This window comes from Streptomyces sp. NBC_00239 (genome assembly GCF_036194065.1).
GTDB lineage: Bacteria > Actinomycetota > Actinomycetes > Streptomycetales > Streptomycetaceae > Streptomyces.
Window position 1 is genome coordinate 3100483 of record NZ_CP108095.1, and the last position, 12011, is coordinate 3112493.

A 12011-nucleotide genomic window follows, 5' to 3' on the forward strand; every position below is an offset into this window, starting at 1 on the left:
GAAGCGCCCGCGGGGGCCGTGCGGGCTCCCGTCTACTCTGTGCGCATGACTCTCAGCACGCTCGAACTGGCCCTCGTCGAGGAGGCCGCGAAGAAGTCCGGCCTCATCTGGGTCCGGGGCACCGGGCCCGACCGCGGGCTGTGGCACGCCTGGCTGGAAGGCGCCGCGCACGTGCTGGGTGACGGTCCGGGCGAGCAGCCCTTCCCGGGGCTCTCCGACGGCGGCACCGCCGAGGTGACCGTGCGCAGCAAGGACAAGGGCGGCCGGCTGGTGTCGTGGACGGCGTCCGTCACGGAGCTGGCCCCGTCCTCGCAGGCGTGGGAGGCGGCCGTCGCCGAGCTGAAGGGCAAGCGGCTGAACGCGCCCGACTCCGAGCAGATGACCGCGCGCTGGGCGCGCGAGTGCCGGCTGCTGCGGCTGGAACCCGTAGCCGTCGTGACGCAGGAGCCGACCGGTTCGCTGGCAGCGGCGCCGCTGCCGTCCCCGGCCACGACCCGGCGGCCCATCCCGGCCGCGCTCCCCAAGCTGCTCCTCAAGCGCAAGCGCAAGGGCTAGCACGAGGGCCGGTGGGCTGCGGTCGGCCTAGTCGCGGGACGGGAGCTGGGGGCCGTAGTCCACGGTCTGGTCCTCCGGCGGGGCCTCCAGCGCGAAGGGCTTGCCCCAGTCCTTGAGCTCCACCACTCCGGCGCCGCCGGCCCGTTCCAGCCGGAGCGGGTACGGGGTGCCCGCGAGGGAGACGTCGAGGCGGCCGCCGCGGCCCTCGTCGGCGGTGACCTCGATGGTCCGCACCACGCCGACCTTCCGGTACGCGCCCTTCTCCAGTTTGCCGTTCAGCCCCAGCAGCCCGTCGAGCAGCACGTCCATCTCGGTGAACCCGCGCAGCTGCTTGTACGAGGAGTCGCCCGCGGGCACCTTCACGAACTTGTCGCCGAGCTTGTCGGCCGCGCTCTCTCCGTCCTCGGACTCCCCGGACCCGTCCGGCCCGTCGGACTCCCCCGGCCGGGGTGACGCGGACGCGTTGGCCGCCGGCTTGCGGCCCCAGAACGCGGCGTCCGCCTTCAGGTAGAGCTCGTCACCCACCCGGAGCAGCTCGAAGGTGCTGCCCGTCGTCCTCACCTCGCCCGCGGCGCCGTCCGACTTCAGGCGCATGTCGAGGGTGAAGGTCTTCCCGCCGCTGACCACCGTGCCGGAGAGCCGTACCGCGTCGGCCGCGGTCGCCGCGGCCCGCGCCTTGTCCTCGATCTGGTCGGCCGACAGCTTGCCCACGCCGTTGGTGCCCTCGTCGGGGTCCTCCCCGCAGCCCGTGACGGCCACGGTCAGCCCGGCGCACAGCGCGCCGACGACAGCGGCCCTGCGGAGGCGGGCGGCCGGGGGGAACACGATCACGGGCGGGCTGCCTCTCGTCTGGGCTCGGTGCAGCAGGCAGCGTACCCGGGCCCGGCGGGTCCGACCGGCGGCAGGTGCCGTGCCCGCGGTCCGTGCGCGCCCCCGACGGGCGCCCCCACCAGCGCGGTTCGCCGGGCCACGGGCTAGCCTGGGAGCCGGACGAGGCGAAACGGTTCACGAGGAGGCGCACGAATGGCAGCTGGCGCCCCCCGGATCTTCGTCTCGCACCTGTCCGGAGTGCCCGTGTTCGACCCGAACGGCGACCAGGTCGGCCGAGTCCGGGACCTGGTCGCGATGCTCCGCGTGGGCGGCCGCCCGCCGCGGCTGCTGGGCCTGGTCGTCGAGGTGGTCAGCCGCCGCCGGATCTTCCTCCCCATGACCCGGGTGACGGGCGTCGAGTCCGGCCAGGTCATCACCACCGGTGTCGTCAACATGCGGCGCTTCGAGCAGCGCCCCACCGAACGGCTCGTCCTCGGCGAACTCCTCGACCGGCGGGTCCGCCTGGTCGGCAACGACGAAGAGGTCACCGTCCTCGACGTGGCGATCCAGCAGCTGCCCGCCCGCCGCGACTGGGAGATCGACCGGATCTTCGTGCGCAAGGGCAAGGGCGGGGCGCTGCGCCGCCGCGGCGAGACCCTGACCGTCGAGTGGTCCGCGGTGACCGGCTTCTCGCTGGAGGAGCACGGGCAGGGCGCCGAGAGCCTGGTGGCGACCTTCGAGCAGATGCGCCCGGCCGACCTCGCGAACGTCCTGCACCACCTGACGCCCAAGCGGCGCGCCGAGGTGGCCAACGCCCTCGACGACGACCGGCTCGCGGACGTCCTGGAGGAGCTGCCCGAGGACGACCAGATCGAGATCATCGGCAAGCTGAAGGAGGAGCGCGCCGCCGACGTCCTGGAGGCCATGGACCCGGACGACGCGGCGGACCTGCTCTCCGAGCTGCCCGAGGACGACCAGGAGCGGCTGCTGACGCTGATGCAGCCGGACGACGCCGCCGACGTGCGGCGGCTGCTCTCGTACGAGGAGCGCACCGCGGGCGGTCTGATGACGACCGAGCCGATCGTGCTGCGCCCGGACGCGACCGTCGCGGACGCGCTGGCGCGGGTGCGGCAGGCCGACCTGTCGCCGGCGCTGGCCGCGCAGGTGTACGTGTGCCGGCCGCCGGACGAGACGCCGACCGGCAAGTACCTGGGCACCGTGCACTTCCAGCGGCTGCTGCGCGACCCGCCGTTCACGCTGGTCAGCTCGATCGTGGACACCGACCTGCCGCCGCTGCGGCCGGACGCCTCGCTGCCCGTGGTGACGAGCTACCTCGCCGCGTACAACATGGTGGCGGTGCCGGTCGTCGACGAGAGCGGCTCGCTGCTGGGCGCGGTGACCGTGGACGACGTGCTCGACCACCTGCTGCCGGACGACTGGCGCGAGACGGACTTCCACGCCGAGGAGGCCGTACGTGGGCACTGAGCGCGGCAGACGGGAGCAGGGCCGGGACCAGCCGCGCGAGCCGCGGCTGGCGAACCGGCTGGAGGAGCTGGCCGAGCGGGCCCGGGAGCGGGTCGAGCGCTCGGAGCGCGCGGACCGCGGGGAACGCGCCGAACGCGGCAAGGCCTCCGCCACCGGTTCGAGCGCGCTGTCGCGCTCGCGGGTGCGCCTGGACCTGCCGAAGGCGCCGCGGCGCGGGCTGCTGCCCGAGTACGACCCGGAGGCGTTCGGGCGCACCTCGGAGAAGATCGCGCGGTTCCTCGGCACCGGACGGTTCATCGTCTGGATGACGATGGTCATCATCGTCTGGGTGCTGTGGAACATCTTCGCGCCGGCCGCGGTGCGCTTCGACGAGTACCCGTTCATCTTCCTGACCCTGGCGCTGTCGCTGCAGGCCTCGTACGCGGCGCCGCTGATCCTGCTCGCGCAGAACCGGCAGGACGACCGGGACCGCGTCAACCTGGAGCAGGACCGCAAGCAGAACGAGCGCTCGATCGCCGACACCGAGTACCTGACGCGGGAGATCGCGGCGCTGCGGATGGGTCTGGGCGAGGTCGCCACGCGCGACTGGATCCGCTCCGAGTTCCAGGACCTGATCAAGGAGATGGACGAGCGGCGGCTATTCCCGCACGAGAGTGACGAAGGCGACCGCTGACGGGCTTACCCGGGGCGTGCTACCGAGCCGTACCATCGGGTCATGGCTACCGACACACCCTCCGCCGCCGTGCCCGAGCAGGACGCGATCCTGGACGCGCTGGCGACGGTCAACGACCCCGAGATCAACCGGCCGATCACCGAACTCGGCATGGTCAAATCGGTGGAGATCGGCGACGGCGGCGCGGTCGCCGTCACGGTCTACCTGACGGTGTCGGGCTGCCCCATGCGCGAGACCATCACGAAGAACGTCAGCGAGGCGGTCCTGCGGGTCGCCGGCGTCACCTCCGTCGAGGTCACGCTGGACGTGATGAGCGACGAGCAGCGCAAGGAGCTGGCGGCGTCGCTGCGCGGCGGCACCGCCGAGCGCGAGGTGCCGTTCGCCAAGCCCGGCTCGCTGACCCGCGTGTACGCGGTCGCCTCCGGCAAGGGCGGGGTCGGCAAGTCCTCGGTCACCGTCAACCTGGCCGCGGCGATGGCCGCGGACGGCCTGAAGGTCGGCGTCGTGGACGCGGACATCTACGGTCACAGCGTGCCGCGGATGCTCGGCGTGGAGGGCAAGCCCACCCAGGTCGAGAACATGATCATGCCGCCGTCGGCGAACGGCGTGAAGGTGATCTCCATCGGCATGTTCACCCCGGGCAACGCGCCGGTGGTGTGGCGCGGTCCGATGCTGCACCGGGCGCTCCAGCAGTTCCTCGCGGACGTGTTCTGGGGCGACCTCGACGTGCTCCTGCTCGACCTGCCGCCGGGCACCGGCGACATCGCGATCTCGGTGGCGCAGCTGGTGCCGAACGCCGAGATCCTGGTCGTCACCACCCCGCAGCAGGCGGCGGCCGAGGTCGCCGAGCGGGCCGGCTCGATCGCCGTGCAGACCCACCAGAAGATCGTCGGCGTCGTGGAGAACATGTCCGGGCTGCCGTGTCCGCACTGCGACGAGATGGTCGACGTGTTCGGCAGCGGTGGCGGGCAGCAGGTCGCGGACGGTCTGACGCGGACCACCGGGGCGACCGTGCCGGTGCTGGGGCAGATCCCGATCGACGTGCGGCTGCGTGAGGGCGGCGACAACGGGCGGCCCGTGGTCCTGGCGGACCCCGACTCCCCGGCCGGCTCCGCGCTGCGCGCGATCGCGGGCAAGCTGGGCGGCCGCTCCCGAGGCCTCTCGGGCATGTCCCTGGGCATCACCCCCCGCAACAAGTTCTGACCCCGAGCCCACCGGCGCCCCGCGACGCGCCCCCGGCCCCGTTGGGGCCCTGGGGCGGGCCCGCCGGGGCCCACCTCAGCCCCGCCGATGCCCTGGGCGCAATCACCCAGCCCCGCTGGCGCCCTGGGCACAACACCCGGCCGCGCCGGTGCCCTGGGCGCAACCCCCAGCCTTGCCGACGCTGCGGGCGCGAAATTCAGCCTCGCCGGCGTTTGAGGCGCGGGGTTTGGGGCGGAGCCCCAAGACCAACCCGGCTGGCGCCGGGCACCGGGCTCCGCCCGGACCCGCTCCTCAAACGCCGGAGGGGCTGAGGGGTGCGCGGGGTTGCCGCACGGGCTGGGGGTTGCCGCCGGGGCAGCCGGCGAGGGGGTGCGGGTCACTCGTAGGCGGTGACGTCCTTGAGTTCGCTGAAGGCCAGGCCGTACGCGCTCATGCCCCGCCCGTACGCGCCAAGATGCACGCCACCCCCGGTCGACCCCGCCAGCACCCAGCCGAACTCGGACTCCCGGTAGTGGAACGGCGTCGGGACGCCGTCGACGGGCAGGGACAGCGAAGCCCAGTCCGGCCCGTCGAGGTCGTCGGCGAGCTCCCAGGCCGTCTCCGTCTGCTGGTCCAGCCAGTCGCTGCGCAGGCTGTGGTCCATCTGGCCGGGCCAGGTGTAGGCGAGCAGGCCCGAGCCGGCCAGCCAGGCCGCGGAGGACACCGAGGTCGCCTCCAGGACACCGGTGCCGTCACCGCTGCGCCGGTTGGGGCTGCTGGCGACGGTGATCACGACGGCGAACCGCTCCCGCTCGGCGCCCGTCGCCTCGCTGCGGACCACCGGCTCGTCGCCGTGGCCCACCGAGCCGTGCTCGACCGTGCCGTCCGCCGCGGTGCCGACCTGCATCAGCCAGCGGGGCCCGGTGAACGCCTCGTCGAGCCCGTACCAGGGGAAGGCCGCCCGCAGGTAGCCGTCCACCGTGCGGCGGGCCGCCGGGACCGCGGGCGGCGCCACCGGCTCTTCAGCGGCGCCGCCGGGCTCCGGCGCCGCCACCTGGCTCTGGGTCTCGGGCTGCGTCTGCGCCTGTGCGTCCTGCGCCCGCAAGGGCCCGGTATCGGGCTCCGCGCCCTGGGGCGGCGCCCCGTCCGGCGCCTGCGCGGGTGCAGCGGCCTCCTCGCCCGGCTGGATCGCGGGCTGCAGTCCGGGCTGCTGCCCCGGCTGAACGCCTACCCGGCTCGTCGTCTCCATCAGTCCGGCCGCCTCTCGTTCCGTGGGGTCCGGAGTGGCCCGCCCCCCTCGGGCGTCCTGGATCCGGACAGATGGAGGATAGCCATCTCACCCCGGCATGCCCGGAAGGTGCGGAATTCAGGTGGCGTCGATGTCGAAGCGGACGCGCTCGTCGACGGCCGGCCGGGCGGCCTTCTTCACGAGGTCCGGGGCGCCCGCGGCGGCCTGGGCGCTCCCGGCGGAGCCGACCGGCTTCGGGGCGTCGGCGGGCTCGGTGCCGTTGACGGCGTCGGCGACGTCGTTCATCTCCTTGCGCAGGTCGAGACTGCTGCGGATCTCCTTGAGATCCTCGTTCTCGGTGAGCTGCTTGCGGAGGAACGTCTTCGGGTTCAGGTCCTCGAACTCGAAGTCCTTGAACTCCGGGCCGAGTTCGGAGCGGATGTCGTGCTTGGCGCTGTCCGAGAACTCCCGGACCTTGCGGATGAACCGGGTCACGTCCTGGATCACCTTGGGCAGCTTGTCCGGGCCGAAGATGAGCACGGCGAGGACGACGAGCGTCACCAGCTCCAGTGCGCCTATGTCATTGAACACCTTTGCCGCTCCCCGGTTCCGTCAGTGCAGGCCCCGACAAAGGTACCCGGCGCCTGTCGGAGGTCGGTACCTTCCGGGTGGCCCGGCACGGGATTCACCCGGGAGTCATGATCCGTTGGCCGAGCCGAGTACGAGCTTCACCGTGCGCTCGCGGCCGCCGCGGACCACGGTCAGGGCCAGCGGATCGCCGGGACGCTGGGCGCGGATCTTGATGATGAGCTCCTCGGGGGCGTGCACCCGGGTGCCGTCCACCTTGGTGATGACGTCGCCGGGGCGGATGCCCGCCTTGGCCGCGGGTCCCCCCGGGGTGACCGGCGGCTTGCCGCCGGCGCCCGTCGCGGTGCCGACGCGGGCGCCGTCGCCGGTGTAGTCCATGTCGAGGGTGACGCCGATCACGGGGTGGGTGGCGCGGCCGCTGTCGATGAGTTCCTGAGCCACCCGGCGGCCCTGGTTGATCGGGATGGCGAAGCCGAGGCCGATGCTGCCGGACTGGCGGCCGGCGCCCTCCTCCTCGTCGCCGGAGCCGTCGTCGGCGGAGCGGATGGCGCTGTTGATGCCGATCACCCGGCCGCGGGCGTCCAGGAGCGGGCCGCCGGAGTTGCCGGGGTTGATGGGCGCGTCGGTCTGGAGGGCGTCGACGTAGCTGATGTCGCTGCCGTCCTCGGCCTTGCCGCCGGCGGTGATGGGGCGCTCCTTGGCGCTGATGATGCCGGCGGTGACCGTGTTGGACAGCTCGAAGGGGGCGCCGATCGCGACCACCGGGTCGCCGACGCGGACGCCGTCGGAGTTGCCCAGCGGCAGCGGACGCAGGCCCCTGACGCCCTCGACCTTGACGACGGCGAGGTCGTAGCCGGCGTCCCGGCCGACGATCCTGGCGCTCGCGGTCTCGCCGCCGCTGAAGGAGACGGTTATCCGGCCGGCCTTCGCCGCGTTGTCCACGACGTGGTTGTTGGTGAGGATGTGGCCCTTGCCGTCGAGGACGAAGCCGGTGCCGGTGCCGCTGCCCGAGCCGCCCTCGACGTGCAGGGTGACCACGCCGGGCAGGGCGCGGGCGGCGATGCCGGCCACGCCCTGCGGGGCGCGGCCGCGGGCGTCGTCGGTGTCCGGTGCGGCGAGTTCGAGGGTGGTGCTGCCGGTGCGTTCCAGGTAGACGCCGAGGCCGCCGCCCACTGCGCCGGTGCACAGGGCGAGGAGGACCGCGCCGGCGATCAGGCCGGCCCGGGGCCTGCGGCGGGCCGCGTGGGCGTCGACGAGGTGCAGCGGGGCGGCCCAGGGGTCGTAGCGGGTGCCGGCCGCGGCCGCCACCGGGGCGGGCGCGGCCGGCACGGGGAGTGGGGGCTTGCTCCACCAGCTCGGACCGGCCGGCCCGGCGGGCTCGGAGGGCTCGGAGGGCTCGACAGGTTCGGAAGCGGGCCCGGCGGCGGGACCGGAGGAAGGACCGGCGGGCGACTGCGCGGGCGCGCCCGGGCGGCTCCACCACTGCGGCGCCGGCTCGGCGCGGGGCCCGGGTACGGACGCCGCATCGGTCGGACGGCCGTCGTTCATGTGCACTCCCCCGGGGGTTCCTCGCGCGCCCCACCGGGCGCCCTCGCCGAGGATTCAACCAGGTCGCCCGCCACACCGGCAGTACGAGGCGGCCACGGGCCGTACGCACCCGCGCCCCGCGCCCCTCCCCACGGTGGACGCGGAGGGGGGTGCGGGGCGCGGGCCGGGTACGGGACTCAGCGCGGCAGCGAACCTGCCGGCACCTTGGGCACCGCCTTCACGGCGTCCTTCAGCAGTCCCGACACCGGAGTGGTGACGGGCGGCAGCTGCACCGGGTGGGGGCCCTGCGGCCGGGCCACCGGCCCGACCGCCGAACCGTGCGGGATGCGGCCGGTCGGCGCCGGGCCGACCGGGGCCGACAGCCGTCCCGCCTCGTTCACGGAGAGCACGCCGGAGCCCGAGCCGGTGCCGGTACGGGTCGCCGGGGTCACGGCGGTGCCGCCCTCGCCACGCGCGTTGGGGTCCAGGGCGGACTCCAGCGGCAGCGCGCCGCCGAGGGCGATGGCGGCCAGCGAGACGGCGCCCGCCGCCGCGAAGGCGAACCGCCGGCCGCGGGCATGGGCGTGGGCCGGGCGGCCCACCTCGTGTATCCGGAAGCCCTGCTCGGGCGCTTCGGGCTGCGGCGGTACGTACCCGAAGCTATCGGGGCCGCCGACGGCGAACACGCCGCTGCCAAAGCCGGGGTCGCGGCCGGACGGATCGCCACCCGGCAGGCCCTGCAGACGGGCGAGCAGCCCTTCCGAGGGCGGCGGCGGGGCCGACTCGACGAAGAGGGTCTTCAACCGGCGCTGGGCATCGGCCTCGGCCTTGCACCGGGCACAGGTGGCCAGGTGCGCCAGCACCCGCTCCCGCGCGTCATGGCCCAGTTCCCCGTCCACCAGGGCGGCGAGCCGGTCGCCCAGGTGGTGTTCCGCAGCAGACGGACTGACTCCGCTCACTCCGCTCCGCCCTCTCCCCCCACGGCCACCCCTGCCAGCGCACGCTGCTCGGCCCGGGCCTCGGGGGACCGGTGCTTGAGCGCCTTGCGCAGATGCGAGCGGCCTCGGTGGATACGGCTGCGCACGGTGCCCAGCTTCACGCCGAGCGTCGCGGCGATCTCCTCGTAGGACAGGCCCTCGATGTCGCAGAGCACGACCGCGGCACGGAACTCGGGCGCCAGGGTGTCCAGCGCCTGCTGGACGTCGGCGTCGAAGTGGGTGTCGTGGAGCACCTGCTGGGGCGAGGGCTCACGGCTGGGCAGCCGCTCGGCCGCGTCGTCCGCGAGGGCGTCGAAGCGGATCCGCTGCTTGCGGCGGACCATGTCGAGGAAGAGGTTGGTGGTGATCCGGTGCAGCCAGCCCTCGAAGGTGCCGGGCGTGTACGTGGACAGCGAGCGGAACACCCGGACGAAGACCTCCTGCGTGAGGTCCTCGGCGTCGTGCTGATTGCCCGTGAGGCGATAGGCCAGACGGTAGACCCGCGCACTGTGCGTACTGACGATGTCCTCCCATGAGGGAGGCGTCCACGCCTGCTGACCCGCATCTGCGGCAAAGGTCGCGGTGGTTGCGGTGGCGGTGGTGTGGAAACGGTCAGCAATGTCAGTCACGGATTTCGGCTCACCCGCCGACCTGAAGAGGCGTCTGATCACGCCCCCACGATCCACAGGCGCAGCCGCACCTCCCCTATCGGCTCTGGTGGTGTCCAGTGGAGCCCCTACCATAGCCACCCCGTCCGTCAGCTCCGGATAAGTATCTTTGCGTTAACTTTGCATAAGGAGGGCGGTCGTCCGATCCCGGCGGTCCCGATCGGCCCCTCTCCCCCTCACAACGCCCGGTCCCATCTGCGGGTTCCCGCAGCCAACGGATACAGTCACCGTTGCGCCAACTATGGGGACAGGAGAGGGTCATTACCGGCAACCGGCAGACGAGCTGGGCGTTCGCCGACGCGTTTGTCGCCGAGGACGACGCTCTGCGGTGGGCCCGCGACCGGGCGAGGGAAGCGGGCCTGCGCCCGGTGTCCCCCGGCGCCGGGGCCGCGCTGCGCCTGCTCGCCGCCGCCGCCGACGCCAAGGCGGTCGCCGAGATCGGCACCGGCACCGGCGTCTCCGGCATCCACCTGCTGCACGGGATGCGGCCGGACGGGGTACTGACCACCGTGGATCCCGAGCCCGACCGGCAGGCTTTCGCCCGCCAGGCCTTCCGCGCGGCCGGCTTCGCCGGGAACCGGGCCCGCTTCATCCCCGGCCGGGCGCTCGACGTCCTGCCGCGGCTCGCGGACGGCGGATACGACCTGGTGTTCTGCGACGGCGACCCGACCGAGTCCCTCGACTACCTCGCTGAATCGTTGCGCCTGCTGCGGCCCGGCGGCCTGGTGTGTTTCGAGGGCGTCTTCTCGGACGGCCGCACCGTGGACTCGGCCGCGCAGCCGGTGGAGGTGCTGCGGGTGCGGGAGCTGCTGCGCACGGTGCGCGAGAGCCCGGCGCTCCAGTCGGCGCTGCTCCCGGTGGGTGACGGCCTGCTGTGCGCGGTGCGCCGGTGAGCCCCGACCCGGCTGCCCCGGGAACCGGGCACTGAAGCCGCCCGGCACTGGACACGACGATGCCCCGGCCGCCAGAGGCGGCCGGGGCATCGTGGAAAAGTCGGTGTGCGGGTGCTCAGCCGACGACGTTCTTGAGAGCGTCGGCGAGGGCACCGGCCTCGTCCGGGGTCAGCTCGACGACGAGACGACCGCCGCCTTCGAGCGGCACGCGCATGACGATGCCCCGCCCCTCCTTGGTGACCTCGAGCGGGCCGTCGCCCGTCCGCGGCTTCATGGCCGCCATGCTCGTTCCCCTTCCTGAAACCAGTTCATCGTCAGCCGACGGCCCCATTGAGGCGCCTGGAACCCGGCATCGAACACATTGCTTCCAGGCCATTATCCCGCATGTCAGGACCCGATGACCAACATCGGCTGGGAACGCTTGCGCAACGCGCTTGGCCAAAACCACTCATTTCGGCGATCCGCCTGCGATACTGCGCCGCCGCAGCCGGAGCCCGACGGACCGATTCTTTGACGCATGTCACATGTCGGGGCCCCGCCCGGTCCGCCATGCTGGCCTTTGTACCGGCCAGTACCGATCGCTGGCCGCGTCCGCGACGGAGGGGACACCTGCCATGGCCGACACCGTGCTCTACGAAGTGACCGACGGGCTCGCCACGATCACGCTCAACCGCCCGGACGCGATGAACGCGCTGAACACGGACGCGAAGGTGGCGCTGCGGGAGGCCCTGCGGTCGGCCGCCGGGGACCCGGCGGTGCGCGCCGTGCTGCTGACCGCGACCGGCCGCGCGTTCTGCGTGGGCCAGGACCTCAAGGAGCACGTCGGCAGCCTCGCCGCGGCCCGCGAATCCGGCTCCGGGAACGCGCTGAGCACGGTCGGCGAGCACTACAACCCGATCGTGCGGGCGATCACCGAGATGCCCAAGCCGGTCGTGGCCGGGGTGAACGGTGCCGCCGCGGGAGCCGGCTTCGGTTTCGCGCTGGCCGCCGACTACCGGGTGGTCGCCGACACCTCGTCGTTCACCACCGCCTTCGCCGGCGTGGGGCTCACCGCCGACTCCGGCGTCTCGTGGACCCTGCCCCGGCTGATCGGCCAGAGCCGGGCCGCCGACCTGCTGCTCTTCCCCCGCTCGATCACCGCGCAGGAGGCGTACGAGCTGGGCATCGTCCACAAGGTGGTGCCGGCCGGCGACCTCGCCGCCGAGGCCGCCGCCGTGGCGCGCAAGCTCGCGGACGGACCGACGGTGGCCTACGCGGCGCTCAAGGAGTCCCTGGCGTACGGCGCGGGGCACTCGCTGTCCGAGGCGCTGGACAAGGAGGACGAGCTCCAGACCCGGGCCGGCGCGTCCGAGGACCACCAGATCGCCGTCGCGGCCTTCCTCGCGAAGGAGCGCCCGAAGTACACGGGCCGCTGAGCCGTCCGGG

13 protein-coding genes are annotated in these 12011 nt (G+C 73.5%); 6 read left to right on the plus strand and 7 right to left on the minus strand.

Annotation, left to right across the window (positions count from 1 at the left end):
- The first annotated feature begins 45 nt into the window (after positions 1-45).
- Positions 46-555, plus strand: a complete 510-nt coding sequence (locus OG764_RS13420) for a hypothetical protein (RefSeq protein WP_328968655.1) — start codon at positions 46-48, stop codon at positions 553-555.
- Positions 556-582: 27 nt separating this feature from the next.
- On the opposite strand, the gene OG764_RS13425 is transcribed toward OG764_RS13420, so the two are convergent.
- Positions 583-1386 carry a hypothetical protein gene (locus OG764_RS13425; RefSeq protein ID WP_328968656.1) on the minus strand — a complete coding sequence of 268 codons (804 nt, stop codon included), beginning with the start codon at positions 1384-1386 and terminating at the stop codon, positions 583-585.
- A gap of 192 nt (positions 1387-1578) precedes the next feature.
- On the opposite strand from OG764_RS13425, the gene OG764_RS13430 reads away from it, so the two are divergent.
- The 3 genes from OG764_RS13430 to OG764_RS13440 all read left to right on the plus strand — a co-directional run bounded on the left by OG764_RS13430 (position 1579) and on the right by OG764_RS13440 (position 4726).
- The gene (locus OG764_RS13430; RefSeq protein ID WP_328968657.1) at positions 1579-2850 is read left to right on the plus strand and encodes a magnesium transporter MgtE N-terminal domain-containing protein; all 1272 of its coding nucleotides are present in this window, start codon (positions 1579-1581) and stop codon (positions 2848-2850) included.
- A gap of 166 nt (positions 2851-3016) precedes the next feature.
- Positions 3017-3523, plus strand: coding sequence for a DUF1003 domain-containing protein (locus OG764_RS13435; protein ID WP_328972990.1), 507 nt, complete (start codon positions 3017-3019; stop codon positions 3521-3523).
- 42 nt (positions 3524-3565) lie between these two features.
- Positions 3566-4726, plus strand: coding sequence for an Mrp/NBP35 family ATP-binding protein (locus OG764_RS13440; protein WP_443055920.1), 1161 nt, complete (start codon positions 3566-3568; stop codon positions 4724-4726).
- 376 nt (positions 4727-5102) lie between these two features.
- Here the strand turns inward: OG764_RS13440 and OG764_RS13445 are convergent, their stop codons facing one another.
- The 5 genes from OG764_RS13445 to sigE all read right to left on the minus strand — a co-directional run bounded on the left by OG764_RS13445 (position 5103) and on the right by sigE (position 9768).
- Positions 5103-5759 (minus strand): hypothetical protein, encoded by a 657-nt coding sequence (locus OG764_RS13445; RefSeq protein ID WP_328972992.1) that lies wholly within the window; start codon positions 5757-5759, stop codon positions 5103-5105.
- Between the two features lie 312 nt (positions 5760-6071).
- Complete coding sequence (locus OG764_RS13450; RefSeq protein ID WP_328968658.1) at positions 6072-6524, minus strand: sec-independent translocase; 453 nt, start codon at positions 6522-6524, stop codon at positions 6072-6074.
- Between the two features lie 105 nt (positions 6525-6629).
- Positions 6630-8069, minus strand: a complete 1440-nt coding sequence (locus tag OG764_RS13455) for a S1C family serine protease (protein WP_328968659.1) — start codon at positions 8067-8069, stop codon at positions 6630-6632.
- A gap of 176 nt (positions 8070-8245) precedes the next feature.
- Positions 8246-9007, minus strand: a complete 762-nt coding sequence (locus OG764_RS13460; RefSeq protein ID WP_328968660.1) for an anti-sigma factor family protein — start codon at positions 9005-9007, stop codon at positions 8246-8248.
- Complete coding sequence (sigE, locus tag OG764_RS13465) at positions 9004-9768, minus strand: RNA polymerase sigma factor SigE (protein WP_328968661.1); 765 nt, start codon at positions 9766-9768, stop codon at positions 9004-9006. The genes OG764_RS13460 and sigE overlap by 4 nt, the downstream gene beginning before the upstream one ends.
- 155 nt (positions 9769-9923) lie before the next feature.
- On the opposite strand from sigE, the gene OG764_RS13470 reads away from it, so the two are divergent.
- On the plus strand, positions 9924-10586 hold the full coding sequence (locus OG764_RS13470; RefSeq protein WP_328968662.1) for an O-methyltransferase: 663 nt from the start codon (positions 9924-9926) through the stop codon (positions 10584-10586).
- Positions 10587-10701: 115 nt separating this feature from the next.
- Here the strand turns inward: OG764_RS13470 and OG764_RS13475 are convergent, their stop codons facing one another.
- The gene (locus tag OG764_RS13475; protein WP_226735082.1) at positions 10702-10869 is read right to left on the minus strand and encodes a DUF3117 domain-containing protein; all 168 of its coding nucleotides are present in this window, start codon (positions 10867-10869) and stop codon (positions 10702-10704) included.
- A 331-nt stretch (positions 10870-11200) separates the two neighbouring features.
- On the opposite strand from OG764_RS13475, the gene OG764_RS13480 reads away from it, so the two are divergent.
- Positions 11201-12001 carry an enoyl-CoA hydratase/isomerase family protein gene (locus tag OG764_RS13480; protein WP_328968663.1) on the plus strand — a complete coding sequence of 267 codons (801 nt, stop codon included), beginning with the start codon at positions 11201-11203 and terminating at the stop codon, positions 11999-12001.
- Positions 12002-12011 lie beyond the last annotated feature (10 nt).

What these genes read in the sequence shown, in the direction of transcription:
- OG764_RS13420 (WP_328968655.1), top strand. Translation starts at nt 46, where the DNA reads ATGACTCTCAGCACGCTCGAACTGGCCCTCGTCGAGGAGGCCGCGAAG.
- OG764_RS13430 (WP_328968657.1), top strand. Translation starts at nt 1,579, where the DNA reads ATGGCAGCTGGCGCCCCCCGGATCTTCGTCTCGCACCTGTCCGGAGTG.
- OG764_RS13440 (WP_443055920.1), top strand. Translation starts at nt 3,566, where the DNA reads ATGGCTACCGACACACCCTCCGCCGCCGTGCCCGAGCAGGACGCGATC.
- OG764_RS13455 (WP_328968659.1), bottom strand. Translation starts at nt 8,069, where the DNA reads ATGAACGACGGCCGTCCGACCGATGCGGCGTCCGTACCCGGGCCCCGC.
- sigE (WP_328968661.1), bottom strand. Translation starts at nt 9,768, where the DNA reads ATGGTAGGGGCTCCACTGGACACCACCAGAGCCGATAGGGGAGGTGCG.
- OG764_RS13475 (WP_226735082.1), bottom strand. Translation starts at nt 10,869, where the DNA reads ATGGCGGCCATGAAGCCGCGGACGGGCGACGGCCCGCTCGAGGTCACC.
- OG764_RS13480 (WP_328968663.1), top strand. Translation starts at nt 11,201, where the DNA reads ATGGCCGACACCGTGCTCTACGAAGTGACCGACGGGCTCGCCACGATC.